We start from the raw sequence: 26993 nt of genomic DNA on the forward strand, positions 1-26993 counted from the left end.
GCGTGAACATCACCTATACGGCCGCAGCCACCGAAATCGGCACCGTCGACGCCGGGCTCCTCGTAGTCGGCATGCTCGGGACCCTGGCGTACTTCGTGGTCGGGATCGCCGTCCTCGGGGTCGGCTTCCTGGTTCTCGACCTGGCCACGCCCGGCAACCTCCGGCACCAGGTGTACATCGACAAGAACCCGAATGCGGCCATCCTGCTCGCGTCCAACCACCTTGCTCTCACCGTCATCGTCGTCGCGGCCATCCTCACGAGCGACGACGGGTTCGCCCAGGGGCTCGCCGATTCCGCGGTCTACGGTCTGTTCGGGGTGCTTCTGCAGGTGATCGCGCTGCGTCTCATGAACCGCCTACTGCCGGGGCAGCTCGTCGAACTGGTCGGCAACCCGAAGATGTGTGGTGCCGCGTGGGCGGTCGGAACGTCGCTCTTCGCCATCGGGCTCGTCAACGCCGCCGCGCTCACCTGAACCGATGACCACGGTGGCGGCACAGTCCGAGGCGAAGCGGGCGCTCGACGGACGTTCCCGCGTCCTCCTGCTCGCGGCGGTCGCCGCCTGCGCCGCCTGCGGATTGATCTACGAACTGGCACTGCTCACCCTCTCGATCAGCCTCACCGGCGGCGGCATCACCCAGACCTCCCTGATCGTTGCCGGATTCGTGGCGGCCCTGGGTGTGGGCGCTCTCGCGGCCAAACCACTGCTCTCCCACGCCGCCGTGTCGTTCGTCGCCGTAGAGATCGTGCTGGGCCTCGCCGGAGGATTCAGCGCAGTCACGCTGTATGTAACGTTCACGTTCTTCGGTTCCAGCGCAGTGGTTCTCGTCCTCGCCACAGCGCTCATCGGTGTCCTGGTGGGCGCCGAAGTACCCCTGCTGATGACCCTGCTGCAGTCGGGGCGGAGCGACAACGACGCCGAAACGACGGGCAAGGTGCTGGCCGACCTGAACGCCGCCGACTACGCGGGCGCACTCGTCGGGGGATTGCTGTGGCCGTTCGTCCTACTTCCGATCGCCGGCATGATCCGCGGCGCCGCCATCACCGGGATCATCAATCTCGTGGCGGCTGCGGTCGTGGCGCTGATCCTGTTGAGGTGGCAGCTGAGCGTGCGCACCCGACTGCTCGCGGTGGTCGCGCTGCTCGTGGCCGCCGCAAGTATCGCCGTGTTGCTGGTGCGCGCCGACAATATCGAAACCACATCACGGCAACGGCTGTACACCGACCCGGTGGTGGCTGCCGAACGGTCGCAATACCAGGAAATCGTCATCACCGAACGCGGCGGGGACGTGCGTCTGTTCCTCGACGGCGACCTCCAATTCTCGAGCGCCGACGAGCACCGCTACACCGAATCCCTCGTCTACCCGGCGATGGCCCGAAACCCGGAGAGGGTGCTGATCCTCGGCGGGGGTGACGGTCTCGCCGCCCGGGAGGTACTGCGGCTGAACGGTGTGCGAGAGATCGTGCAAGTAGAACTCGACCCCGCCGTGATCGAACTCGCCACCACCCGCCTCGCCGACCTCAACAAGGGTGCACTGCAGGATCCCCGCGTGCACGTGGTGATCGACGACGCCTTCCGGTGGCTGCGGGATCCACCCGTCACCGGTTTCGACGCCGTCATCGTCGATCTTCCGGATCCCGACACCCCGGCACTCGGACGCCTGTACTCCACCGAGTTCTACGGGCTCGCGGCCCGGGCGCTCGAACCCGGCGGCCTGATGGTCGTGCAAGCGGGAAGCCCCTATTCGACACCGGACGCGTTCTGGCGGACCACGTCCACGGTCGCGTCGGCGGGCCTGAGTGTCACGCCGTACCACGTACTGGTGCCCAGCTTCGGCGACTGGGGGTTCGTCCTCGCCTCCCCGGAGTCCGAGGCGCCGTCGCTACGCCTCCCGTCGGACGCGCCCGAACTGCGATTCCTCGACGGCCCCACTCTCGCGGCGTCCGCGGTCTTCTCCCGTGACCGCCCACCGCGCGAACTCGAGCCCTCCACGCTTGACAGGCCGCTCATCGTCGACGACATGCGTAGGGGCTACCAGCGCTGAGCGCTGCGGCTCCGCCGCCTGTGAGTACTTCTTAACCACCGAGTGTTTGTTGAGTCTGGGGACATGTGAGACAGATGATGTCCACCCAGATGTGAGACACGCTGCTGTCGATTGAGGTATGAGGCACCTGACTGGTCGTGGACTTGGTTCATGACCGGAACGGAAGCCGTCATGGAACTGCTACACGCCCTGCTGGTGGTCTCGCAGACCACCGGCGCCGACATGTTCGACGGGAACTTCGCCCGCTGGTGCACCGACCACGGGATCTCCCGCGCCACCGCCTACCGGCACAAGAAACGGATCGAGGAGGACGGCCGGTGGACCGCCCGGTCCCGCCGGCCCACCTCCTGCCCACACGCCACCGCGTGGGAGGTGGAGGCCGAGATCGTGCGGCTTCGCCTCAACCTGCCCCATCACGAGCGCGGCGCCGACACCATCGCCTACCACCTGAACGCGGTCGCCGAGAAACAACACTGGTCCGAGCAGGGCTGGACCATCCCGTCCCGGGCCACGATCAACAAGATCCTCTCCCGCTACCACCTGGTCGTCCCCGAGCCGAAGAAACGCCCGAAATCGTCCTACCGCCGGTTCTGCTACCGCAAACCCCGCGACTGCTATCAGATCGACGCCACCGAAGTTCGGTTGGCGACCGGAGCCAAGGCCACCGTCTTCGAGGTCCTCGACGACTGCACCCGCACCCTGGTCGCCACCCGGGTCGCGGACGCCGAGACCGCCGCCGGGGCGATCGCGGCGATCACCGCCGCGTTCACCGACTTCGGGGTTCCGGCACTGGTACTCGCCGACAACGGCAGCGCGTTCACCTCCCGCCGCACCAAGGGCGGCACCTCGGGCTTCACCCGGGTCGTGAAGCGGGCCGGGGCGCGGCTGATCCACTCCACCCCATACCACCCACAGACCTGCGGGAAGGTCGAACGCCACCACCGCACCTTCAAGCAATGGTTGGCCACTCACCCCACCCAACCGACCACTCTGATCGAACTGCAGCAGCTCTGCGACACCTACCAGCGGTTCTACAACACCGACCGCCCGCACAGTGCGGTCAAGATGCCGCCACTGCAGGCCTGGCAGAACGCGCCACTCCTCGGTGGGCCACAAGCACTTCCGATCCAACACGACGCCACCGTGCACGCCCTGATCGTCTCCTCCGCCGGCACCGTGTGCATCGACTCCCACACCCGACTGAGCGTCGGCCGGCGCAGAGCCGGGCAGACCATCACCCTGCTCCACGACGACGACCACGTCACCGCCTACACCGCCGACGGCAACGTGATCGGACACCTACACCTCGACCACACCAAGCGCTACCAAGGACAACTCCAACCCGCCTAAAATCTGTCTCGCATCTACGTAGACACCCGTGTCTCATATCAACGTAGACAGCACAAACCACCGAGTGTTAATAAGTACTCACGGGCGCAGTTGGTTAATAGATATACTAAATGCGACGGTGGCAGGCAGTCGGCTCGCCACCCGGTCGCGATAGGGTTCCCTCATGACCGATGACGCTGCGCCGGTGCCTGTCGAGGTGCCTGAGCGCCTCGACTTCTGGTCGTTCATCGAGCTGGCCAATCGGCGTCTGAGCACCGAGTACGGTTCGACGCACCAACTGGCGACGCAGGTTTTGCTCACGCTGAACCGAGCGTCCAATGTGGTGACCTACGACCTCGAGTCGTCGATCCACCGTCCGCGAGGGCTGTCGTGGTCGTCGTTCCGGCTGATGTTCGTCACCTGGCTGGCCGGGCCGATCGATGCGAAGAGTGCGGCCGAGCTCACCGGCATGAGTCGGGCTGCGGTCTCCAATCTCACGAAGTCCCTGGTCGGCGCCGGTCTAATGGAACGAACGCCCGATGAGCGGGACGGCCGATCGGTGCAGCTGTCGCTCACCGAGCGCGGTCGCCGGGAGATCGGGGAGATTTATCGTGAGCAGAACGAGCGCGAACATGCGTGGGCGAGCGTGCTCACCGAACCTGAGCAGCGCATCCTCGTCATGCTGCTCGACAAGTTGATCACCAACCGTAGCCAGTTCGACGTTCGCGGACGCAACTAGATCCTTCTGGCGTCGTTATCGGCCTGTGCTTGCCATCACGCCCTCAAACTAGTTAATGTGTTTACTAAGCGACGACACATCGAGGAGGCCGGTCATGGCGTTCTATCGGCAGGCGGGCAACATCCCGCCGAAGCGGCACACGCAGCACCGTGACGAGGACGGTCAGCTCTACTTCGAGGAGTTGATGGGCGAGGAGGGCTTCTCCTCCGATTCGTCGCTGCTGTATCACCGGCACATTCCCTCGGCGATCGTCGACGCCACGGTGTGGGAGCTGCCGGATCAGGCCACGACGCCCAACCATCCGCTCTCGCCGAGGCATCTGAAGCTTCACGACCTCTTCCCGGAGTCGGTATGGGCGGGAACCGACGTCGTAACCGGACGTCGGTTGATCCTCGGCAACGGTGACGTGCGCATCTCGTATGTCGTCGCCGGCAAGGAATCGCCGCTCTACCGCAACACTCTCGGCGACGAGATGGTATACGTCGAATCCGGCGCGGCCACAGTGGAAACCGTTTTCGGTGCGCTCGAGGCGAAGCAGGGCGACTACGTCCTGATCCCGATGTCGACCACCCATCGGTGGATTCCGACCGGTCCGGACCCGTTGCGCGCCTACGCAATCGAGGCCAACAGTCACATCGTCCCGCCGAAGCGGTACCTGTCTCGGTTCGGGCAGCTACTCGAGCACGCACCATATTGTGAACGCGACCTCCACGGTCCGGGGGAGACGTTGCAGGCCGAGGGCACCGACGTCGAGGTGCTCGTCAAGCACCGCACCTCGCACGGCATCGTCGGCACCCGGATGGTGTACGCCAACCATCCGTTCGACGTGATCGGGTGGGACGGTTGCCTCTACCCATATACCTTCAACATCTCCGACTACGAGCCCATCACCGGGCGCGTGCACCAGCCGCCGCCGGCGCATCAGGCGTTCGAGGGCAACAACTTCGTCATCTGTAACTTCGTGCCCCGCAAGGTCGACTACCACCCGTTGTCGATTCCGGTGCCGTATTACCACTCCAACGTGGACTCCGACGAAGTCATGTTCTACTGCGGCGGCGACTACGAGGCCCGCAAGGGTTCCGGCATCGGACAGGGTTCCATCTCCGTCCATCCCGGCGGGCATGCCCACGGTCCGCAACCCGGTGCCTACGAACGCAGCATCGGGGCCGAGTTCTTCGACGAACTCGCGGTCATGGTCGACGCCTTCCGGCCCCTCGAACTCGGCGAAGGAGCGCTGGCGTGCGAGGACTTGGGCTACGCCTGGACCTGGGCGGGACGGGGGCCGGCGCAGTGACCGGCATTCCCGCGCTCTTCACTGGTCTGTGCGACGACGCCGCCCTGTTTCCCCCCGGCAATGCGCCCTTGCCCGATGCCATCCCCGCGCACACACGTCACCGGACATCACCGTACGCAGACCTGGTCGGCCCGTTCGTCTTTCCGGCCTCTCGGGTGAACGAACTCACCCCGGCCGAGCTCGACGTGAGTCTTACTCTGCCGGGCGGCCCTGCCACTCTCGAGGCCGCACTCACGCGCATTGCCGCGGTGGAGGGCGTCACGCCGGTTTCCCTCGAAATCGCGGTTCCGGCGGAGCAGTCGGTCGCGGACTTCATGACCGCGTTGCAGGTTCTCGAGACCTTGACGGCTGGACTCGATGTGTTCGTCGAGATTCCACGCGACGAGAGGCGTCCTGATGTGCTGGCCGCACTCGTGGGTACGTCGGTCTCGGCCAAGTTCCGTACCGGCGGTGTCGTTGCGAAGGCCTACCCGGACGAAGGTGAACTCGCCGCCGCCATCCACACCGTGGTTGCGACCGGGGTCCCTTTCAAAGCGACGGCCGGACTGCACCATGCCGTGCGAAACACGGATCCGGACACTGGGTTCGAACAGCACGGCTTCCTCAATGTGCTGCTCGCCACCCGGCACGCCCTCGGTGGTGGCACCGTCACCCAACTCGCCGCGACACTCGCCGAACGCGACGGCGCACTTCTCGCGCAGGAGCTCGGTGACCTCTCCGACGACGTGGTCGACGCCGTGCGCTCCGCGTTCCGTTCCTTCGGAACCTGCAGCGTCCTCGAGCCGCTCGAAGACCTCGTCGGGCTGCAGCTCGTTCCGTCATCCGTCCTCTCCACAGAACAGGGAACCTCCGCATGACCACGCTCGACATCCCCGACGATTCGCTTTTCGGGATCGACAACCTGCCATACGGCGTGTTCTCGACCGCCGGCTCGGTCCCACGGGTCGGAGTGCGGGTGGGGGATTCCGTCGTGGATCTCGCCGTCGTACTCGGCGACGACGTCTTCGCGCAGCCGACCCTCAATGCCTTCATGGCGCAGGGCAGGGACCGGTGGGTGGAGGTCCGACGGCAGATCACCGAACTCGTGCAGGGAGACGTCGACGCGGCTGCCGTGTTCGCGGTCGACGAGGTCACCATGCATCTGCCGGTAAATGTTGCGGACTACGTCGACTTTTACGCGTCCGAAAACCATGCCACCAACCTCGGACGGCTGTTCCGGCCCGACTCCGAGCCGCTGATGCCCAACTGGAAGCACCTGCCGGTCGGCTACCACGGACGGTCGAGCACCGTCGTCGTGTCGGGCACCGACGTCATCCGGCCGTGTGGGCAACGCAAGGCCCCGGCTCAGGACACCCCCGACTTCGGTCCGTCCCTCCGCCTCGATATCGAGGCGGAGATGGGCTTCCTCGTCGGCGTCCCGACGAAGCTGGGGGAGACCATCACCCCGGATCAGTTCGCGGACTACGTGTTCGGCGCCGTGGTGGTCAACGACTGGTCGGCCCGCGACATCCAGGCGTGGGAGTACGTGCCACTCGGCCCGTTTCTCGGCAAGAGCTTCGCGACCTCCATCTCGCCGTGGGTGGTGCCGCTGCTCGCCCTCGAGGCCGCTCGCATCGACACCCCGAGCCAGGATCCCGAGCCGCTACCGTACCTGCGCGGCGAGGAGAAGTGGGGCCTCGACATCGATCTGACCGTCGAGTGGAACGGGCACGTCGTGTCGCGGCCGCCGTACGCGCAGATGTACTGGTCGCCTGCGCAGATGCTCGCACACACCACCGTCAACGGTGCCGTCGCCAGTACCGGTGACCTGTTCGCGTCGGGCACCATCTCGGGTCCCGAGAAGAATCAGCGCGGTGCCTTCATCGAACTCACCTGGGGTGGCAAGGAACCGGTCCAGGTCGGCGACGAGACCCGTACCTTCCTCGAGGACGGCGACGAGATCGTCATCTCCGCCACCGCACCGGGCCCGAACGGCAGTCGCATCGGCTTCGGTGACGTCCGCGGTCGTATTCTGCCGGCAACACCACCTGTGAGTACTTGTTAACCGCGGGCGGTTTGTGCTGTCTACGTTGATATGAGACACGGGTGTCTACGTAGATGCGAGACAGATTTTAGGCGGGTTGGAGTTGTCCTTGGTAGCGCTTGGTGTGGTCGAGGTGTAGGTGTCCGATCACGTTGCCGTCGGCGGTGTAGGCGGTGACGTGGTCGTCGTCGTGGAGCAGGGTGATGGTCTGCCCGGCTCTGCGCCGGCCGACGCTCAGTCGGGTGTGGGAGTCGATGCACACGGTGCCGGCGGAGGAGACGATCAGGGCGTGCACGGTGGCGTCGTGTTGGATCGGAAGTGCTTGTGGCCCACCGAGGAGTGGCGCGTTCTGCCAGGCCTGCAGTGGCGGCATCTTGACCGCACTGTGCGGGCGGTCGGTGTTGTAGAACCGCTGGTAGGTGTCGCAGAGCTGCTGCAGTTCGATCAGAGTGGTCGGTTGGGTGGGGTGAGTGGCCAACCATTGCTTGAAGGTGCGGTGGTGGCGTTCGACCTTCCCGCAGGTCTGTGGGTGGTATGGGGTGGAGTGGATCAGCCGCGCCCCGGCCCGCTTCACGACCCGGGTGAAGCCCGAGGTGCCGCCCTTGGTGCGGCGGGAGGTGAACGCGCTGCCGTTGTCGGCGAGTACCAGTGCCGGAACCCCGAAGTCGGTGAACGCGGCGGTGATCGCCGCGATCGCCCCGGCGGCGGTCTCGGCGTCCGCGACCCGGGTGGCGACCAGGGTGCGGGTGCAGTCGTCGAGGACCTCGAAGACGGTGGCCTTGGCTCCGGTCGCCAACCGAACTTCGGTGGCGTCGATCTGATAGCAGTCGCGGGGTTTGCGGTAGCAGAACCGGCGGTAGGACGATTTCGGGCGTTTCTTCGGCTCGGGGACGACCAGGTGGTAGCGGGAGAGGATCTTGTTGATCGTGGCCCGGGACGGGATGGTCCAGCCCTGCTCGGACCAGTGTTGTTTCTCGGCGACCGCGTTCAGGTGGTAGGCGATGGTGTCGGCGCCGCGCTCGTGATGGGGCAGGTTGAGGCGAAGCCGCACGATCTCGGCCTCCACCTCCCACGCGGTGGCGTGTGGGCAGGAGGTGGGCCGGCGGGACCGGGCGGTCCACCGGCCGTCCTCCTCGATCCGTTTCTTGTGCCGGTAGGCGGTGGCGCGGGAGATCCCGTGGTCGGTGCACCAGCGGGCGAAGTTCCCGTCGAACATGTCGGCGCCGGTGGTCTGCGAGACCACCAGCAGGGCGTGTAGCAGTTCCATGACGGCTTCCGTTCCGGTCATGAACCAAGTCCACGACCAGTCAGGTGCCTCATACCTCAATCGACAGCAGCGTGTCTCACATCTGGGTGGACATCATCTGTCTCACATGTCCCCAGACTCAACAAACCGCGGACGGTTAACAAGTACGCACAGGTGGTAGGCAGTAGGCATGACCCAGAACTTCGTGGACACCACCGTCGAGCCGGACACCGGCGTCGCGTTCCTCACCCTGAATCGGCCCGAACAACGCAACCCGCTGTCGTCCGAGGCGATGCGGGAGGTCACCGCAGCGCTTCGGAAACTGGGCGGCGACGACACCACCCGTGTCGTCGTCATCAGGGCTGAAGGACCGGTCTTCTCCGCGGGACACGACCTGAAGGAGATGATCGGTCGCACCCTCGAGGACGAGCAGGCAATCTTCGACACCTGCGTGGAGATGATGCAGACGGTTCAGGACATCCCGCAGCCGGTCATCGCGTCGGTACAGGGCGCTGCTGTCGCGGCGGGCTGCCAGCTGGCCGCCTCGTGCGACCTCGTGGTGGCGTCGTCGGACGCCGTGTTCGGGACTCCGGGTGTGAAGATCGGACTGTTCTGCTCGACTCCGATGGTGGCGCTCAGCCGCGCGATCGGGCGGAAGCGGGCGCTGCAGATGCTCCTCACCGGCGACACGATCGACGCGGCGACGGCCGCGGACTGGGGGCTGGTCAACATAGTTGTCCCCGCCGCGAAGCTCGCGGACGAGACCACTACCCTCGCCCGGAAGATCACAAAGGCAAGTCCACTCACGGTGAAAATCGGCAAGCAGGCCTTCTATCGGCAGATCGAATTGCCGCAGAACCAGGCGTACAAGGCCATGGCCGACACGATGGCGGCCAACGCCGTCACGTGTGACGCGCAGGAAGGCATGCAGGCGTTCGTGGAGAAGCGAGCACCGCAGTGGCAGGGGAAGTAGGTGTCGGCATGGTGAAACCTCTGCCGTCATAGTTGGACGTCCTATAACCTTCGGGCATGAGTCTGGATCCGCGTACCGATACCGTCGACGGAGTGCTCCGGCGCTCGGCCGCCAAGTTCCCCGACCGCACGGCTCTGCTCTTCGAGGAGCGCACGTGGACGTACCGCGAACTCGACGACGCGGTGAGCCGGGCCGCCGCGTACCTGCGGTCCCTCGGGCTTCGGACGGGGGAACGCGTCGCCGCGTACGGCACCAATTCGGATGCCTACGTCATCGGGTTCCTCGCCTGTGCGCGTGCCGGTCTGGTGCACGTACCCGTCAACTACGCACTGAAGGGTGACGAGCTGACCTACCTGGTGTCGCAGTCCGGCAGCACTGCGGCACTGGTGGACCCGGCGCTGGCAGGAACACTCGACTCCGTCCGCGATGGGCTCGACCTGCGCCACGTCGTACCCCTGCGCGACGCCGAGGGTTCCCTGCTGTCCCACAGCAGTTCCGGTGACGTACCCGTCCTCGCGGAGCCGGTCGCCTCTACCGACCTGGCCCAATTGCTGTACACGTCGGGCACGACATCGAAGCCCAAGGGCGCCATGATGACTCATGGTGGTCTCGTGTGCGAGTACGTGTCTTCCGTGATCGCGCTCGCGCTGAACGACCGCGACAATCCGTTGATCTGCATGCCGCTCTATCACTCGGCGGGCATGCACGTCTTCATGTTGCCCTACCTGTCGGTGGGAGCTTCGGTGAATCTCATGCAGGCTCCGGACATCCCGGAGATTCTGCGGCGAATCGAGGCCGATCGCATCGGATCGCTGTTTCTCGCCCCGACGGTGTGGGTGCCGCTCGCCGGACATCCGGATCTGGAGACACGCGACCTGTCCTCGCTGAAGAAGGCACAGTACGGCGCGTCGATCATGCCGGTGACGGTGCTGAACCGGCTGCGTGAACGCTACCCTGACCTCGGTTTCTACAACTGTTTCGGCCAGTCCGAGATCGGTCCGCTGGCCACGGTGCTGCAACCGGAGGAGCACGAGGATCGGCCGTCGTCGTGCGGCAAGGCGGTGTTCTTCGTCGAGACGCGGGTGGTGGATCCGGACGGCAACGACGTCCCGGACGGCACCCCCGGTGAGGTCCTCTACCGTTCACCCCAGCTGTGCCTGGGGTATTGGGACAACCCGGATGCCACCGCGGAGGCGTTCCGCGACGGCTGGTTTCACTCGGGTGACCTGGTCACGCGCGACGCGGACGGTTATATCACCGTGGTAGACCGTATCAAGGACGTCATCAACACGGGCGGCATTCTCGTGGCCTCGCGGGAGGTCGAAGACGCCGTCTATACGCATCCGGACGTGGCCGAGGTGGCCGTCATCGGGACGCCGGACGACAAATGGATCGAGGCGATCACCGCGGTGGTGGTGCTGCGGGAGAACGCGGCCGGAGTGACACCCGACGGGCTCATCGCGCACGTCAAGGAGCGCATCGCGCCGTTCAAGGTGCCGAAGCAGGTGGTCTTCGTCGACGAACTGCCCCGCAATCAAAGCGGCAAGTTGCTCAAAAGGGAACTGCGAGCGACGCTCTGATCACCGCCTGGTCGACGCCCTCTCGACGAGTTCGACGGGAAGTTGCACCGACTCCACGTCGTGACCAGCGATCAGTGACAGCAGGTGACGCACGCCTGTGGCCCCGATGAGACGGGCCGGTGACCGCACCGTCGTCAGCGGCACCGGTAGCTGGGCGACCACCGGGATGTCGTTGTAGCCGACCAGTGCGAGGTCGTCAGGTATGCGCAGACCGAGGTCGCGGGCGACACCCAGAACACCGATGGCGATGGTGTCGCTGACGGTGAAGATCGCATCCGGACGCGCGTCGCGGTCGAGCAGGATGCCGGCGGCTTCGACGCCACCCGACACGTCGAAGTCCGAGCGGACGAGGCGGTCCGCGGGCAGTGTGATCCCGTCTTCGGCCAGCGCGTCGCGGAACCCGGCCACCCGGCCGCGGGAGGTGCTGGCGTGTTCGGGCCCCGCGATGACGGCGACGTCGGTGAAACCCCGATCGAGGAGGTGCCGGCCGGCGAGGTATCCGCCCCGGTGGTCGTCACCGGACACGAACGGCAGTCCGACGTCGGCATGCCGGTTGAGTTGGAGCATCGGCAGCGCACCCACCGACAGTGATTCGACGAACTCCTGTCCGGGGCTGTGCAGGCTGCTGAGCAGCAGCCCGTCCACCTGCCTGCTGACGAGGAACTCGATGGCTTTGCGCTGGGCATCGAGATCGTCCGGCGGGCTGGACAACAGGACCGAATATCCTGCGGCCGTGGCGGTCTCCTCGATGCCCTGGAACATGGTCGCGACCACGCCGTCGGTGAGCCGCGGCATGACGACACCGAGGGTGGTGGTCTTGCGCGTCCGCAGGCTGGCCGCCCACAGATTTGGTTGGTAGCCGAGTTCGACCGCCACCTCGCGGACTCGCAGAGCGGCCTCCGACCAGCCGTCCGCGGGTTCGGGCTGCCGGAGCACGCGGGACGCCGTCGACACGTGGACACCGGCGCGTTCCGCGATCTCTCGCAGGGTCGGCGGACGCCCGGAGGTGCGTGTCGGGCGGTCCGGCAGGTTCACAGGCAATCCTCGCGCTCGGGGGTGGGAGTACGGCCTGCCACGTGGTTGACGGCGACCGGGAACGCGCCCTAGTCTACGTGACGAAATCGTTCGTGCAATCGTTCTCGCGAACGTTTGCGCACCAGCCCCACCGGCCCCGTGGAGGAACCATGTCCGACCCGCAGTCCCTGTCACAGCTCTTCGCTCTCGACTCCCTCCTCGACACCGAGGAGATCGCGATCCGCGACACCGTGCGCCGCTTCGCCGACGAGCGCATCCGCCCGCACATCGGGGAGTGGTTCGAGGTCGGGGCGCTGCCGGTGCGCGAGCTGGCGGAAGGCCTCGGTGAACTCGGCGTGCTGGGTATGCACCTCGAGGGGTACGGCTGCGCCGGTATGAGCGCCACCGCCTACGGTCTGGCCTGCCTCGAACTCGAGGCCGTCGACTCCGGAATCCGGAGTCTGGTATCGGTGCAGGGCTCATTGGCGATGTACGCGATTCACCACTACGGCAGCGAGGACCAGAAGCAGGAGTGGCTGCCCCGCATGGCCGCCGGCCAGGCCATCGGCTGCTTCGGCCTCACCGAGCCCGACTTCGGCTCCAACCCCGCAGGGATGCGCACCAATGCCAAGCGGGACGGTGAGGACTGGATTCTCAATGGCACGAAGATGTGGATCACCAACGGGTCCGTCGCGGACGTCGCGGTCGTGTGGGCGCGCACCGACGACGGCATTCGCGGATTCGTCGTGCCCACCGATACCCCCGGCTTCTCGGCGCCGGAGATCAAGCACAAGATGTCGCTGCGGGCGTCCGTCACCTCGGAACTCGTGCTCGAGGACGTCCGGCTGCCCGCTTCCGCAATGCTGCCGGAGGCCAAGGGGCTGTCCGGTCCGCTCGGCTGCCTCAACGAGGCCCGATTCGGCATCATCTTCGGTGCGATGGGTGCCGCCCGCGACTGCCTCGAGACCGCCATCTCCTACGCCCAGGACCGTCAGGTGTTCGACAAGTCGTTGGCCGGCTATCAGATCACTCAGGTGAAGATCGCGGACATGGCGCTCGAGGTCGGCAAGGGTCACCTGCTCGCTTACCATCTCGGACGTCTCAAGGACCGCGGCGAGGTCCGGCCCGAACAGGTGAGCACCGGCAAGCTGAACAACGTTCGCGAGGCCATCGCCATCGCCCGCGAATGCCGCACCATCCTCGGCGCCAATGGAATCACGTTGGAGTACCCCGTCATCCGGCATGCCAACAACCTCGAGTCCGTACTCACCTACGAGGGCACGTCCGAGGTGCACCAACTCACCATCGGCAAGGCGTTGACGGGCGAGGCCGCGTTCAGGTGAGCGGGTCGCTCGAGTCGGGTCGGCGTGCTTCGCTCGACGGTCTGCTGATCGCCGATTTCGGCCGGGTGCTGGCCGGACCGTATGCCACGATGCTCCTCGCCGATCTCGGCGCCGAGGTGGTGAAGGTCGAGCGTGCGGGTGTCGGGGACGACACCCGGCAGTGGGGGCCGCCGTGGGTGGGTGAGGAGTCGACCTACTTTCAATCGGTGAACCGCAACAAGCAGTCCGTCGCGTGGGACTTGCGTAATCCCACCGACCTTCAGCAGGCGCGGGAACTCGTCGCCCGGGCGGATGTCGTGGTGGAGAACTTCCTGCCCGGCACCATGGACCGGCTCGGTCTCGGCTACGACACGGTGCGGGATTCCAATCCCGACGTCGTCTACTGCTCGGTGACGGGGTTCGGTGGGCACAACAACCTGCCCGGCTACGACCTGCTCATCCAGGCCGTCGGCGGGTTGATGAGCATCACCGGTCCGGAACCCGGCGTCCCGACCAAGGTCGGGGTGGCCGTCGTCGACGTCATCACCGGGCTGCACGCCGCGGTCGGGATCCTGGCTGCGTTGCGTCACCGTGACCGGAGCGGCGAGGGACAGCGGGTCGAGGTGAACCTGCTGTCGTCGTTGCTGTCCGCCCTCGTGAACCAGACGTCCGGGTATGTGGGCGCGGGTGTCGTTCCGCAGGCCATGGGCAACCGGCATCCCAGCATCGCACCGTACGAGGTCTTCGACACCGGCGACCGCCCGCTCGTGTTGGCGGTGGGCAATAATCGCCAATTCGCCTCTTTGGTAGAGGTTCTCGAAGTTCCGCACCTCGCCGGCGACGAGCGGTACGCCACCAACATGCAACGGGTGGCGCACCGCGAACAATTGGTCCGGGACCTCACCACGGCGCTGGCATCGGATTCCGCGGACGTATGGTTCGAGAAGCTGACCGCGCAGGGTGTCCCGTGCGGGCCGCTCAACGACATCGCCGATGCCGTCGCGCTGGCCGAGCGGCTCGGGCTGAATCCGGTGGTCGAGATTGACGATCCACGCCGGGACACACCGGTACGACAGGTGGCGAACCCGATCCGGCTCAGTGCCACCCCGGCGAGGTACCGCAGCGCGCCGCCGCTCCTGGGCGAGGACACCCCAGCTGTGAGTACTTCTTAACCGCCCGCGGTTAAGAAGTACTCACAGGGGGACTTTCCTAAGAGAGTGTTAGGAACCCCCGCGGACCCTTCCGAATGTCTGTGACCTGCCCCACTGTGGTGGGAACGGAGAGATTCAGGACATCGGAAGGAGTCCGCGTGAGCACCACACAGACTGGTGAGCGCCGAGTGATCGGCAACGTCTTGAAAGGTTCGGTCGGCAATCTGATCGAGTGGTACGACTGGTACGTCTACGCGGCGTTCAGTGTGTACTTCGCGAAGGAGTTCTTCCCCGAGGGCGACACCACTGCCCAGTTGCTCTCGACAGCAGCGGTTTTCGCGGTCGGGTTCCTCATGCGGCCGATCGGCGGCTGGGTCATGGGGCGGTACGCCGACCGGCACGGCCGCCGCTCGGCGCTCACCTTGTCGGTGACCGTGATGGCGGCGGGCTCGCTCGTCATCGCGCTCACGCCGTCGTACGACAGCGTTGGACTGGTGGCTCCGGTGCTCCTCGTGCTCGCCCGCATGCTCCAGGGACTGTCGGTCGGCGGTGAATACGCCACCAGCGCCACCTACCTCGCCGAGGTCGCCTCACCGGGTCGGCGGGGGTTCTACTCGAGCTTCCAGTACGTCACCCTCGTCGCCGGACAGCTGTTTGCGCTGGGTGTGCAGATTATCCTGCAACTGCTGTTGCCTGCCGAGGCCATGCAGTCGTGGGGCTGGCGAATTCCGTTCATCATCGGTGCGGCAGGTGCCGTCGCGGTGATGTGGCTGCGTCGCACGATGGACGAGTCCGAGGCTTTCACCGACGAGGTGGAGTCGAAGCGTGACACAGACACCCCGGACGACGGGCCGAAGGAAGGTTCGCTCCGGATGCTGCTGCAGTACCCACGCGAGTGCCTGCTGGTGTGTGCCCTCACACTCGGTGGCTGTGTGGCGTTCTACACCTACACCACGTACATGCAGAAGTTCATGATCAACACCTCCGGCATCTCCAAGGACACGGTCGCCTGGATCAACTTCGCGGCTCTGTTGGTCTTCATCGTGTTGCAGCCGCTCGGCGGAGCCCTGTCCGACCGCATCGGCCGCCGCAAGCTGCTCATCTTCTTCGGTGTCGGTGGAACCCTGCTGACGGTCCCGCTCATGACCGTGCTGGGAAAGACGTCGAATCCGCTGGTTGCCTTCGGGCTGATGATGCTGGGACTTACCGTCGTCACCGGATACACGTCGGTCAACGCGATCGTGAAGACCGAGCTCTTCCCGACCAAGGTCCGCGCGCTCGGAGTCGGACTGCCATACGCCCTCACGCTGGCGATCTTCGGTGGCACGGTCGAGACCGTCGCCCTCGCCCTGAAACGGGCCGGTCACGAATCGCTCTTCTTCTACTATGTGACCGGATGCATCGCGATCTCGCTCGTCGTCTACGTCTTCATGCGGGAGACGTCGGAAGGTTCGCCGCTCGACCGGGCGAGCAGCCGGGCCGACAGCCCGGACGACGATGTCGAGCTGGTCGACTCGCGGAGCTGATCGAAGGGAACGGACAGTGCAGATCGCGGTGGTCGAGGACGACGACGGAGTCGGCGACGCACTCGTGGAGGCGCTGGCGAACCACGGCCACGACACGGTGCGCATGCGACGCGGCTCCGATCTCCTCCTCGGCCATCGCGGTATGGACGCGGTGATTCTCGATCTCGGTCTCCCCGATGCGGACGGCCTGCAGGTGCTTCGGCAACTGCGGGCCGTCAGCGACGTTCCGGTCGTCATCCTCACCGCCCGCGACGACGAGCGTTCGGTGGTCCGCGGGTTGCGCGGCGGGGCGGATGACTACCTCGTCAAGCCGGCGCGGCTCGCGGAGTTGCTGGCCAGGCTCGACGTGGTGACCCAGCGCCGCCGAGCCGCCGAACGGCCGGCGTCGCAGCAGATCACCGAAGGCGACGTCGTGGTCGACCTGGCGGCACGCGAAGTGGAGGTCGCAGGCGAACCGATCGCGCTGACGACCAAGGAGTTCGAGCTTCTCGAGGTCCTCGTCACCCGGCCCGGCGCCGCCGTGAGCCGCCAGCAGCTGATGGACGCCGTGTGGGGCGATGCCTATGTGGCGATCTCACGCACCCTGGACGTGCACATGACCGGACTGCGAGCGAAACTTGCTCGGCCCGGCCTCATTTCGACTATCCGCGGGTACGGCTACCGCTGGGGTACCTGACGTGCGGCGACGGGTGCTCGCCGTCCTGCTGGTGTTCGCGGCCCTCGCGGTGGTGGCGTTCGCGGTCCCCCTCGCTCTGGCCACCGGTGCCGGGAGAACGCAGGCACTCCGGTTGAGCCGGGAGGCGGATGCGACACACTTCGCCAGCCTCGCCGGACAGACGCAGGCCCCCGGCAGCACTGCGTTGTTGCGGGAGGAGGTGGCGCGCTACCACGAGTTGTACGGCGAGGGCGTTCTCATCGTGGACGCTCGGGGCGGTGTCCGCGCCGGAGCGGGACTGTCGCCGGCCGACCCGGGCGTGGGCGAGGCCATCACGGCCGGACTCCGAAATCAGAAGAAGGGCATCGGCGGTTCGCTGACACCGTGGTCGGCGGACCGTGTCCTCTCGGCCGTCCCTGTAGGCACCGGAGCGCAGGTCGACGGCGCCGTCGTCCTCGAGGTGTCCACCCGAACGGCGCGCGAGTCGATCCGGACGTCGTGGCTGGTGATCACCGCCGGGGCGCTCGCGGCGCTGGTGGCGGTGACCGCAGTGGCCATCGCGCTGTCCCGGTGGACCGTTCGTCCACTCGGCGCACTGACGGCCCGCGTCGGTGCACTCGAGGACGCTGTCCCGTCGCCGAAGCCGTGGACCCGTCGCACTGCCGGCAACTCCGCGGACCGCTACACCGGACCGCCGGAGGTGCAGGAACTCGCGCGGGCCTTCGACACCATGGCGGGCGCCGTTCAGGCTTCCGCCCACGCGCAGCGCCGACTCATCGCCGATACCGCGCATCAACTTCGCAACCCTCTGGCGGCATTACATATTCGGTTGGACTCCCTCGCCCCGTACATCCTCGAGGCGGGGGCGGAAACCTATCGCCGGACGAGTATGGAAGTGGACCGTCTCGGCGGAATCCTCGACGGACTGCTGGCATTGGCAGTCGCCGAGTCGCCCGCCGAGACCTCGCACGGCGGCTGTGACGTCGGCGCAGTGGTCGCCGACCGGCTCGACGCATGGGCGGAGGCGCTGGCGGAGTCCGGGATGGTCGCGACATCGGACGGCCCCGACGAGCCCTTGTTCGCCGACTTCCGGTCCAGTCAGCTCGCTCAGATCCTCGACGTGCTGCTCAGCAACGCGCACACCTACGCGGGTACCGGGTCGACAGTGCGAATCGACACCCGGAAGACGGAGTCCGGCATCCGTATCCGGGTGAGTGATGACGGCGTCGGGGTGTCCGAAGACGAGGTCGACAAGTTGTCCTCGCGCTTCTTTCGTGGGTCCGGATCCGGCCGGCCGGGCACGGGTCTGGGGTTGTCCATCGCCACCGCTCTCGCTGACAACGGTGGTGGTTCCCTCACGGTGGCGGCCGCACAGCTGCACGGTCTCGAGGTAACCGTGACGCTGCCGGAGTCGCCCGACGGTACCGGGGAGGCGTTGTGATCTCCCGGCGCGAACTGTTCCGCGCTCTCGCGGCCACCGCAGTGGCCGCGGTGGCTGGGTCGGGCGCCGCCTGTTCCGGTGGCACCCGTGAACAGCTGCGACTAGCCGCCGGTGAGGAAGGCGGATTCTTCTGGGAGTTCGCGCAGCTGACCGCTGCTGCCGCGGAGCGCGCCGACCTGGGCGTGACGATCGTCCCGTTGCGAACTGCCGGGTCCATCGACAACCTCGCGGCGCTGGCGTCCGGGGAAGCAGAGCTCGCCCTGAGCCTCGCCGACGCCGCGGTGACGGCCATGGATACTGCCGCGGTGACGGCCGTGGATACTGCCGCGGTGTCGGCCATAGATGCCGCCGCCGACTTCACCGCCATCGGCAAGGTGTACGAAAACTACATGCAATTGGCGGTGCGCGCCGATTCCGAGATCGAGGACACGTCCCAACTTGCCGGAGCACGAATAAGTTTGGGAGCGCGAGGATCCGGCGCAGAACTGACCGCGGAACGAATTCTCGAGGTGTTGGGCCTCGGCCGCCCCGGCGACGTCATACGCCTGCACCTGTCGATGACGGATGCAGGCCACGCTCTGCGCGAAGGCAGCGTCGACGCCGTCCTGTGGGCTGGCGGAGTGCCCACACCATCGTTTGCGAACCTGGGTATCGCGCTGCGACTCCTCGATCTGTCCGCTGAACTCGAGTTGCTGCGACAGCGGTTCGGCCCCCGCTACGAGTCCGTGCTCATTCCGCCGGGTACGTACGGAAGTCAGACACCGGTCGCGACAATCGGTTTGGCCAACCTTCTCCTCGCCGGCCCCACGGTGACCGACAACGCTGCCGGTGCACTCGTGAAAGTGCTGATCGACCATGCCGCAGAACTGGTGCCGGAACAGGCGACGGGCAGCCAGTTCCTCGATCGGCAGTCGTTGATCGTCACCGCCGGAGTGCCGTTGCACCCCGGCGCGGCTGCGGCATACCGGCGGCACCACGGCTGAGGCGCTTCGCGCTCGTGCGCCCTTTTGGTAGTGGGAGCAACCAGAAAGGCGCACGGGCGCCGAAGGCGCCTCGCTACAACCCCAGATCCTTCGCGATGATCGTCTTCATGACTTCGCTGGTGCCGCCGTAGATGCGGGACACCCGGGTGTCGGCGTACAGGCGCGCGATGGGGTACTCGAGGACGTAACCGTATCCACCGTGCAGCTGCAGGCACTTGTCGATCACCCGGCCCGCGGCCTCGGTGCAGAAAAGTTTGACCTTCGCCGCGTCGGGCACGGACAGTTCACCGGCGTCGTGGAGTTCGAGTGCGCGGTCGGCCATCAGCTGGATTGCTTCGACCTCGGTGGCGCATTCGGCGAGCACGAACTTGGTGTTCTGGAATGCTGCCACCGGCTTTCCGAAGACGTTGCGTTCCTTCACGTAGGCGAGGGCGTGTTGCAACGCGGCCGCGGCGGTGGCCGACGCGCCGAGCGCGATGGTCAGCCGCTCCTGTGCCAGGTTGTGGGTGAGGTAGCTGAATCCGGCACCCTCCTCACCGAGCCGATCCTCGACCGGAACCTTGACGTCCGTGAACGACAACTCGGCGGTATCGGACGCCTTGAGGCCGATCTTCTCGATTTTCCGGCCCACCGCGAAACCCTCGGCGGCGGTGTCGACGACGAGAATGGACAGCCCCGCCCGGCGGTTCTCTTGCGTGCTGGGAGCGGTGCGGCACACCACGAGGATGCGGTCGGCGAGCGCGCCGCCGGTGATGAACGTCTTGGCGCCGTTCAACACGTAGTGGCTGCCGTCCTCGGACAGCTTCGCCGAAGTCGCGATGTTGGCGAGGTCGGAACCGGTACCGGGTTCGGTCATCGCGATGGCGAACATGATGTCGCCGGATGCGAATCCCGGGAGCCAGCGCTGCTTCTGCTCATCGTTCGCGTATTCGACCAGGTACGGCAGGATCAGATTGGTGTGTACCGAGAAGCTGCCGAACGTGACACCGGCCGCCGCCGTCTCCTCACCGACCACCGCGGAGAACTTGAAACTTTTCTCGCCGCCCCCGCCGTACTCCTCCGGCACCTGGATGCCCAGGACGCCGAGCTCGCCGAGCCGACGATAGAAATCACGTGGGGGATGTCCCTGTACCTCCCAATCATGGTGGACGGGAGCCACTTCCTTGGCGATGAAGTCGCGGATCGTCTTCCGGAACGCCTCGTGATCTTCGTTGAACACCGTACGCTGCACGGATCTCTCCTTCGATTTACAGTGCGTAACTACGCAGTACGCCCTTGCTGATGATCGTCTTCTGAATCTCGCTGGTGCCTTCGCCGATGAGCAGGAACGGTGCCTCACGCATGAGCCGCTCGATCTCGTACTCCTTCGAGTAACCGTAACCGCCGTGGATGCGGAAGCTGGCCTGGGTGATCTCCGAGCAGTACTCGCTGGTGAGGTACTTGGCCATCCCGGCGGCCACGTCGTTGCGTTCGCCGGAGTCCTTTAGTCGTGCCGCGTTGACCATCATCAGATGTGCCGCTTCGACCTTCGTCGCCATCTCGGCGAGGCTGAACGCGATCGCCTGATGCTGCGCGATCGGCTTACCGAACGTACTGCGCTGCTGCGCATATCGGGCCGCCAGCTCGAACGCGCGGATCGCCACACCGCACGCGCGCGCGGACACGTTGACCCGTCCGACCTCGATCCCGTCCATCATCTGGAAGAAGCCTCGACCCGGCGTGCCACCGAGGATGTCATCGGCCGCGGCGGTGTAGTTGTCGAACAGGAGCTCGGTGGTGTCGATGCCCTTGTACCCCATTTTTTCGATCTTCCCGGGGATGGTGATGCCCGGGACCACCTCGCCGAATCCGGCGGGCTTCTCGATGAGGAATGCGGTCAGATTGTCGTGCTTCTTGGCGGCACCTTCCTCGGTGCGAACCAGGGCGGCGACGAGGGTGGAGCTGCCACCGTTGGTCAGCCACATCTTCTGGCCGTTGATGACGTAGTTTCCGTCGGCGGCGCGCTTGGCCTTGGTGCGGATGGCGGCGACATCGGAGCCGAGTTCCGGCTCGGACATCGAGAAGGCCCCGCGAACCTCACCCGTAGCCATCCGGGGCAGGTAGTGCTCCTTCTGGGCATCGGTGCCGTGCTGACGCAGCATGTAGGCGACGATGAAGTGAGTGTTGATCACCCCGGAGACGCTCATCCAGCCCCGCGCGAGTTCCTCGACGCACAGGGCATAGGTGAGGAGGGATTCGCCGAGGCCGCCGTACTCCTCCGGGATCATCAGCCCGAACAGGCCCATGTCGCGCATCTTGTCGACGATGGCCTGCGGGTAGGTGTCGGAATGCTCGAGTTCCTGTGCGACGGGGATGACGTCGCGATCGACGAAGGTTCGCACGGTGTCGATGATCTCGGTCTGGAACTCGGTGAGGCCGAGAGTCTGGGCGAGGCGGCTCATGGGGGTCCTTCGAATACGAGTTGTACCGAGCAGGGGAGTGCGGAACCGGGGCGCGGACGAGCGCCTCGGGAGCCGCGAGGTCGAATTTCAGCTTGCCCGACTTCCCGTGGAGCGGCTAGAGGCCTTCGGCTATCGGTCGGATAGCGCACTCCAATGCTTCTTGCATCTGCCTGTGACCTGCGGGGGCCCTGACCCATAGGTAGTGGCAGCCGGTGCGTTCGCCGAGTGCGTATTGATCGGGTGGGCCCGCATCCGTTGAATGGGCTTGACGCTGTGACCTGCACCACCCATTCTTCGAAGGGATCACCAGGTGACCCACTCCACCGCCACCCTCGACGCACCCGTCGACATCGGCTCCGAGTCCCGCCGCCGTGCGTGGGGCTTGACCGCCCTCCTCGTGTTGCTCTACGTCGTCAACTATGCCGACAAGGCCGTACTCGGCATCATCGCTCAACCCCTCGCCCAGGAGCTGGGACTGAGCTCCTCCCAGATCGGTCTGGTCGGGAGCTTGTTCTTCCTGACCTTCACGGTCGGCGGATTCTTCGCAGGCGTGCTCAACCGATGGATGTCCCTGCGGTGGGCGCTCGTGCTACTCGCGCTGGCCTGGTCGGTGGCCATGCTGCCGCTCGTCGTCGCCGCAAGCTTCGTGGTTCTACTCGGCAGCCGGCTACTCCTCGGCCTCGCCGAGGGCCCGAGCTCGGCGCTGCTGCACACCGGGGCGTACTCCTGGCACGCGCCCGCAAAACGCGGACTGCCCAGCGCGCTGCTGGCCGGCGCGGCATCCATCGCGAAGATCGCCGTTGCTCCGGCACTCGCATTCGTCACCGTCACCTTCGGCTGGCGCTACGCCCTGATCGCGCTGTCGGTGATCGGAGTCGTGTGGTGTGCCGTCTGGCTGACCGCGTGGTCCGAGGGTCCCTACATTCGCAGCGGCAAGAGCGCGACCACCGCTCCTGACGGTGACGCCGGTGAGCCCGCCGTACCGTGGAGTCGTATCTTCCGGACACGCACGTTCATCAGCGGCGCCCTCCTCGTCATGAGCGTGTACGCACTGGTCGCAGTGGTGCTCACCTGGCTGCCCTCGTACTTCGAGGTAGGCCTCGGCTACAGCCGCCTGCAGGCGGGGTCGATGTTCGCCTTCCCGAGCATCGCGGGACTGATCCTGATGCTCCTCACCTCCGTGATCGGCGACCGCCTCCTGGTGCGCGGCTCGACGTCCCGGATCGTGCGGATCATCGTGCCGGCCGTCGGGGTGCTCATCTGCGGCGCGATCCTGCTTGCCCTGCCGTCCATCGACACCCCCGCCCTCGCGGTGCTCGTGGTGTCGGTCGGGTACGGTTTCGCCGCCTCGGTGTTCCCGCTGCTCAACTCCGCGATCTCCGAAATCTGCCCGCCGCGTCAGACGGCCGGCACGCTCGGGGTATTCCTCGCGATCATGGCGGTCGGCGGCCTCGTCGCCCCGTATGCGACCGGCCTGATCGTCGACGCCGCCAGTTCGCCCGCCGCGGGCTACGCGACCGCGTTCCAAGCGCTCGGTCTGGTCGCCGCGGTGTGTGCCGTCCTCGCCTTGATCCTGGCCAACCCGGAACGCGACAAGAAATTGGTTCGAGGCGACAGTGTGAGGAGCACACGATGAATGACGCAGTAATTATCGACGCAGTCCGCACACCGATCGGCCGGCGCGGAGGGTCCCTTTCGGATATTCATCCGGCCGATGTGTCGGCCCACGTGCTCGAAGCACTCGTTGCCCGTACCGGTCTCTCCCCGGACGAGGTCGGCGACGTCATCTGGGGTTGCGTCAGCCAGGCAGGCGAGCAGGCGGGCAACATCGCCCGGACCGCGGTGCTCGCCGCCGGCTGGCCCGAGAAGGTGCCCGGCACCACGCTCACCCGGGCGTGTGGATCGAGCCAGCAGGCGGTGAGCTTCGCCGCCGCGACCGTGATCGCCGGCCACGAGGACATCGTCGTCGCCGGCGGTGTCGAATCGATGAGCCGCGTTCCGATGGGCAGTGCCAGCAAGAACGGCGAGCACTTCCCCGCAACCGTTCTCGACCGGTACGGCGTCGACGGCTTCAGCCAGGGCACCGGTGCAGAAATGGTGGCAGCGAAATGGGGATTGACTCGTCGGGTGCTCGACGAATACGCCCTTCGCTCTCACGAACTCGCGGCGCGTGCCGCCGACCGCGGCGCCTTCGACGGGCAACTCGCACCGATACCCGGCGTGCTCGAGGGAGATGAGGGAATCCGCCGCGGTGGTTCGCTCGAGTCCCTCGCGAAGCTGAAGACCGTGTTCAAGGACGACGGCGTGATCCACGCGGGCAACTCTTCGCAGATCTCCGACGGCGCGGGGGCGTTGTTGATCACCACGAGCGACAAGGCTGCGCAGCTGGGACTGCGTCCGATGGCCCGGATACACACCAGCGCGGTGGTCGGTGACGACCCCGTCATCATGCTCACCGGTCCGATCGCAGCCACGGACAAAGCCCTCTCGCGGGCAGGACTGACCATCGAGGACATCGGCGCGTTCGAGGTCAACGAGGCCTTCGCTCCGGTTCCGCTGGCCTGGCAGGCGGAGACCGGTGCCGCCATGGACCGGCTGAACCCGGTCGGCGGCGCCATCGCCGTCGGCCACCCGCTCGGTGGATCGGGGGCGATCCTGATGACCCGACTGGTGCATCACATGCGCGACAACGGCATCCGATACGGCCTCCAGACCATGTGTGAGGCAGGCGGACTCGCCAACGCCACCATTCTCGAACTTCTCTGAACCACCACTTTTCTGAAGGGACCCACAGGCAATGGAACTCAAAGGCATCTCCACCGCGGTGACCGGCGGCGCGTCGGGACTCGGACTCGCCACCGCCCGTCGACTGGTGGACGCCGGGGCTCAGGTGACGCTCATCGACCTTCCCCACTCCGAGGGTGCGGCGGCGGCGAAAGAACTCGGCAGCGCAGCGCAGTTCGCGGCGGCCGACATCACCGACCCCGAACAGTTCGCGGCGGCCCTCGATGTCGCCGACGAACGAGGCGGACTGCGCGGCATCGTGCACTGCGCCGGCGCGGGACGACGAATGCGGATCCTGGACAACGACGGCAAGGCCGGTTCACTCGAGGATTTCGAGTTCGTGATTCGCCTCAACCTCGTCGGCTCCTTCAACGCTCTGCGGTTGGGAGCGGAACGAATCGCCCGCCACGACGAGATCGACGGCGAACGCGGCGCGATCGTGCTGACCGCCTCCGTGGCGGCATTCGAAGGTCAGATCGGCCAGATCAACTACACGGCGTCGAAGGCCGGCATCGTCGGAATGACCGTCACGGCGGCGCGGGATCTGGCCAGCCGAAACATCCGGGTGTGCACCATCGCCCCGGGAATCATGGACACCCCACTCCTGGCGCGACTGCGCGAAGACGTGCGGACGTCACTCGAGAAATCCGTACCCAGCCCGTCGCGGCTGGGCAAGCCAGGTGAGTTCGGGCAACTCGCCTGCTCCATCCTCGAGAACGGCTACCTCAACGGTGAGACCATCCGCCTCGACGGTGCCATCCGCATGGCACCCCGCTGACCAGTGAGGACCCACGTGAACAAGCCGGTACTGCACTACCCGGATCTGACCATGGCGGCCTTTCCGCCCAGCATGGCGGCCCTGTACGGAGACCGGGCCGCGGTGGTCGACGGCGACACGGTGTGTACCTACCGTGAGCTCGACCAGCGGTCGGGTGCATTCGCGTCCGCGCTGCGGGACGCGGGTGTGACCGAACGTGACGTGGTGCTCCTGCACCTCGGCAACTGCATCGAGTTCGTGGTCGCGTACTACGGCGCCCTGCGAGCCGGCGCAACCGTCACCCTGGTCAACCCGCTGCAACCCGTGCCGGGACTCCGCACACAGATTGTGGACACGGGTGCGGTCGCGGCCGTGACCCAGCCCGGGCAACTGGACAACCTCACCGCGGCTGCCGACGGCACCACCGTCCGCACGATCGTGGTGGCGGGACTGCCCGCCGGGCGAGGTCGCGGACAGTTCGGATTCGACGAGTTCGTCCGCGGGTACGCGGCCGCACCGTTCCCTTCGAAGGTGACCGGAGACGACGTGGCCCACCTCGCCTACACGGGCGGCACCACCGGCCTGTCGAAAGGTGTTCGGGTACTGCACCGCAACGTCCTCGCCAACGTGATCCAGATGGTCGCCTGGCGAGCGGGACACGCGGTGCTCGCAACCGCTGACGGTGGGATCGAGTTGCGACCCCTCGAGGAACTGGGGGATCGCGGTGTCGAACCCGGCGTCGGGGCGACGGTCGTCGTGTCGCCGCTGTTCCATGCCCACGCCCTGATCAACATGTCGTTCCTGCTGCTCTGCGGGGCGACTCAGGTGTTCGCCGGCCGGTTCGAACCCGGCAGGATGCTGGAACTGATCGAGAAGCACCGTGCCACCTACATCACGGGAAGCCCGGCAATGTGGCATGCGGTCGCCACTCATCCCGACGCGGCGACCCGGAACACCGATTCGGTGCGTGTAGTCTCCTCCGGTGCGGCCCCGATCGACCACGTCACACTCGAGGCGCTCGGCCGCGCGTTCCCCTCGGCGACAGTGGTCGAAGGGTACGGGTTGACCGAAGGCACCTGTCTCGTCGCGTCCGCGCCGCTGACCGGAGCCGACGCATACAAGCTCGGGAGTGTGGGTCTGCCGGTGTTCGACACCGAAGTGCAGATCCGTGCAGCCGACGATTCCGGGGCCGTACTCGACGCCCACACCCGCGGCAAGCTGTGGGTCCGCGGCCCGCAGGTCACCGACGGTTACCTGAATCAGCCCGAGATCACCGCTCAGCAATACGTCGACGGCTGGCTCGATACCGGTGACATCGCGTACGTCGACGAGGACAGTTACCTGTTCATCTGCGACCGCACCAAGGACATGCTGATCTACAAGGGCTACAACGTGTATCCGCGTGAGCTCGAGGAGATTTTGGTCTCGCACCCGGACGTCTCCTCCGCTGCCGTCGTCGGCAGAGAGGCCGGCAGCGTCGGTCAGGAGCCGGTGGCGTTCGTCGTCCCGATGCCGGGGGCGACGGTCGATCCGGATGCCGTGTCGGCGTTCGTAGCCGAGCGGGTGCTGCCGTACAAGAAGGTGCGTGACGTGGTGGTGGTCGAACAGTTGCCGACGTCGGCGGCGGGAAAGATCCTCAAAACGACTCTGCGGAAGATGCTCGAGGTCGCAGCCACCTAGAGGACCACGAAG

The 26993-nt window shown here is 66.3% G+C and carries 23 protein-coding genes; 19 read left to right on the plus strand and 4 right to left on the minus strand.

Annotation, left to right across the window (positions count from 1 at the left end; genetic code table 11):
- Positions 1–2 precede the first annotated feature (2 nt).
- From GFS60_RS19350 to fahA, 7 genes are all read left to right on the plus strand, one after another.
- Entirely contained in the window at positions 3–473 is a 471-nt protein-coding gene (locus tag GFS60_RS19350) for a DUF350 domain-containing protein (protein ID WP_159923712.1), read from the plus strand.
- Between the two features lie 4 nt (positions 474–477).
- Complete coding sequence (locus tag GFS60_RS19355) at positions 478–2043, plus strand: polyamine aminopropyltransferase (protein ID WP_159923714.1); 1566 nt, start codon at positions 478–480, stop codon at positions 2041–2043.
- Positions 2044–2193: 150 nt separating this feature from the next.
- Positions 2194–3393, plus strand: coding sequence for a DDE-type integrase/transposase/recombinase (locus tag GFS60_RS19360; protein WP_236603167.1), 1200 nt, complete (start codon positions 2194–2196; stop codon positions 3391–3393).
- A 163-nt stretch (positions 3394–3556) separates the two neighbouring features.
- Positions 3557–4111 carry a MarR family winged helix-turn-helix transcriptional regulator gene (locus GFS60_RS19365; protein WP_159923716.1) on the plus strand — a complete coding sequence of 185 codons (555 nt, stop codon included), beginning with the start codon at positions 3557–3559 and terminating at the stop codon, positions 4109–4111.
- Between the two features lie 94 nt (positions 4112–4205).
- Complete coding sequence (locus tag GFS60_RS19370) at positions 4206–5405, plus strand: homogentisate 1,2-dioxygenase (RefSeq protein WP_159923718.1); 1200 nt, start codon at positions 4206–4208, stop codon at positions 5403–5405.
- The gene (locus GFS60_RS19375) at positions 5372–6262 is read left to right on the plus strand and encodes a hypothetical protein (protein WP_159927353.1); all 891 of its coding nucleotides are present in this window, start codon (positions 5372–5374) and stop codon (positions 6260–6262) included. Before GFS60_RS19370 ends, GFS60_RS19375 begins: the two co-directional genes overlap by 34 nt.
- Entirely contained in the window at positions 6259–7449 is a 1191-nt protein-coding gene (gene fahA / locus GFS60_RS19380) for a fumarylacetoacetase (RefSeq protein ID WP_159923720.1), read from the plus strand. Before GFS60_RS19375 ends, fahA begins: the two co-directional genes overlap by 4 nt.
- A 67-nt stretch (positions 7450–7516) precedes the next feature.
- Here the strand turns inward: fahA and GFS60_RS19385 are convergent, their stop codons facing one another.
- On the minus strand, positions 7517–8716 hold the full coding sequence (locus GFS60_RS19385; protein WP_236603167.1) for a DDE-type integrase/transposase/recombinase: 1200 nt from the start codon (positions 8714–8716) through the stop codon (positions 7517–7519).
- Between the two features lie 148 nt (positions 8717–8864).
- Here GFS60_RS19385 and GFS60_RS19390 point away from each other — a divergent pair, with 148 nt between their 5' ends.
- Together GFS60_RS19390 and GFS60_RS19395 are read left to right on the plus strand one after the other, a co-directional pair.
- Positions 8865–9647, plus strand: a complete 783-nt coding sequence (locus GFS60_RS19390; protein WP_159923722.1) for an enoyl-CoA hydratase — start codon at positions 8865–8867, stop codon at positions 9645–9647.
- 56 nt (positions 9648–9703) lie between these two features.
- Positions 9704–11227, plus strand: a complete 1524-nt coding sequence (locus GFS60_RS19395; RefSeq protein ID WP_159923724.1) for an acyl-CoA synthetase — start codon at positions 9704–9706, stop codon at positions 11225–11227.
- Here the strand turns inward: GFS60_RS19395 and GFS60_RS19400 are convergent, their stop codons facing one another.
- Positions 11228–12262, minus strand: a complete 1035-nt coding sequence (locus GFS60_RS19400; protein WP_159923726.1) for a LacI family DNA-binding transcriptional regulator — start codon at positions 12260–12262, stop codon at positions 11228–11230.
- A 149-nt stretch (positions 12263–12411) separates the two neighbouring features.
- Here GFS60_RS19400 and GFS60_RS19405 point away from each other — a divergent pair, with 149 nt between their 5' ends.
- From GFS60_RS19405 to GFS60_RS19430, 6 genes are all read left to right on the plus strand, one after another.
- Complete coding sequence (locus GFS60_RS19405; protein ID WP_159923728.1) at positions 12412–13584, plus strand: acyl-CoA dehydrogenase family protein; 1173 nt, start codon at positions 12412–12414, stop codon at positions 13582–13584.
- A complete protein-coding gene (locus GFS60_RS19410; protein WP_159923730.1) occupies positions 13581–14735 on the plus strand; it encodes a CaiB/BaiF CoA transferase family protein in 1155 nt (384 codons plus the stop codon). The genes GFS60_RS19405 and GFS60_RS19410 overlap by 4 nt, the downstream gene beginning before the upstream one ends.
- A gap of 137 nt (positions 14736–14872) precedes the next feature.
- Positions 14873–16240, plus strand: coding sequence for an MFS transporter (locus tag GFS60_RS19415; RefSeq protein ID WP_159923732.1), 1368 nt, complete (start codon positions 14873–14875; stop codon positions 16238–16240).
- Positions 16241–16256: 16 nt separating this feature from the next.
- Positions 16257–16916, plus strand: a complete 660-nt coding sequence (locus GFS60_RS19420; RefSeq protein WP_159923734.1) for a response regulator transcription factor — start codon at positions 16257–16259, stop codon at positions 16914–16916.
- 1 nt (position 16917) lies between these two features.
- Positions 16918–18336, plus strand: a complete 1419-nt coding sequence (locus GFS60_RS19425) for a sensor histidine kinase (RefSeq protein ID WP_159923736.1) — start codon at positions 16918–16920, stop codon at positions 18334–18336.
- The gene (locus GFS60_RS19430; protein WP_159923738.1) at positions 18333–19319 is read left to right on the plus strand and encodes a TAXI family TRAP transporter solute-binding subunit; all 987 of its coding nucleotides are present in this window, start codon (positions 18333–18335) and stop codon (positions 19317–19319) included. The genes GFS60_RS19425 and GFS60_RS19430 overlap by 4 nt, the downstream gene beginning before the upstream one ends.
- Before the next feature lie 73 nt (positions 19320–19392).
- Here GFS60_RS19430 and GFS60_RS19435 read toward each other — a convergent pair whose 3' ends face one another.
- Entirely contained in the window at positions 19393–20550 is a 1158-nt protein-coding gene (locus tag GFS60_RS19435; RefSeq protein WP_159923740.1) for an acyl-CoA dehydrogenase family protein, read from the minus strand.
- Between the two features lie 16 nt (positions 20551–20566).
- Positions 20567–21760: an acyl-CoA dehydrogenase family protein gene (locus GFS60_RS19440; protein WP_159923742.1), complete on the minus strand. Its 1194-nt coding sequence runs from the start codon at positions 21758–21760 to the stop codon at positions 20567–20569.
- Between the two features lie 310 nt (positions 21761–22070).
- Here GFS60_RS19440 and GFS60_RS19445 point away from each other — a divergent pair, with 310 nt between their 5' ends.
- From GFS60_RS19445 to GFS60_RS19460, 4 genes are read left to right on the plus strand one after another with little or no spacing between them, the layout of a single operon-like run.
- Positions 22071–23396 carry an MFS transporter gene (locus tag GFS60_RS19445; RefSeq protein ID WP_159923744.1) on the plus strand — a complete coding sequence of 442 codons (1326 nt, stop codon included), beginning with the start codon at positions 22071–22073 and terminating at the stop codon, positions 23394–23396.
- Positions 23393–24526: a thiolase family protein gene (locus GFS60_RS19450; protein ID WP_159923746.1), complete on the plus strand. Its 1134-nt coding sequence runs from the start codon at positions 23393–23395 to the stop codon at positions 24524–24526. Before GFS60_RS19445 ends, GFS60_RS19450 begins: the two co-directional genes overlap by 4 nt.
- 31 nt (positions 24527–24557) lie before the next feature.
- Positions 24558–25322 carry an SDR family NAD(P)-dependent oxidoreductase gene (locus GFS60_RS19455; protein WP_159923748.1) on the plus strand — a complete coding sequence of 255 codons (765 nt, stop codon included), beginning with the start codon at positions 24558–24560 and terminating at the stop codon, positions 25320–25322.
- A gap of 51 nt (positions 25323–25373) precedes the next feature.
- Positions 25374–26981 carry a class I adenylate-forming enzyme family protein gene (locus tag GFS60_RS19460; protein WP_159927355.1) on the plus strand — a complete coding sequence of 536 codons (1608 nt, stop codon included), beginning with the start codon at positions 25374–25376 and terminating at the stop codon, positions 26979–26981.
- Positions 26982–26993 lie beyond the last annotated feature (12 nt).

It is taken from the genome of Rhodococcus sp. WAY2, assembly GCF_009859915.1.
Lineage (GTDB): Bacteria > Actinomycetota > Actinomycetes > Mycobacteriales > Mycobacteriaceae > Rhodococcus_F > Rhodococcus_F oxybenzonivorans.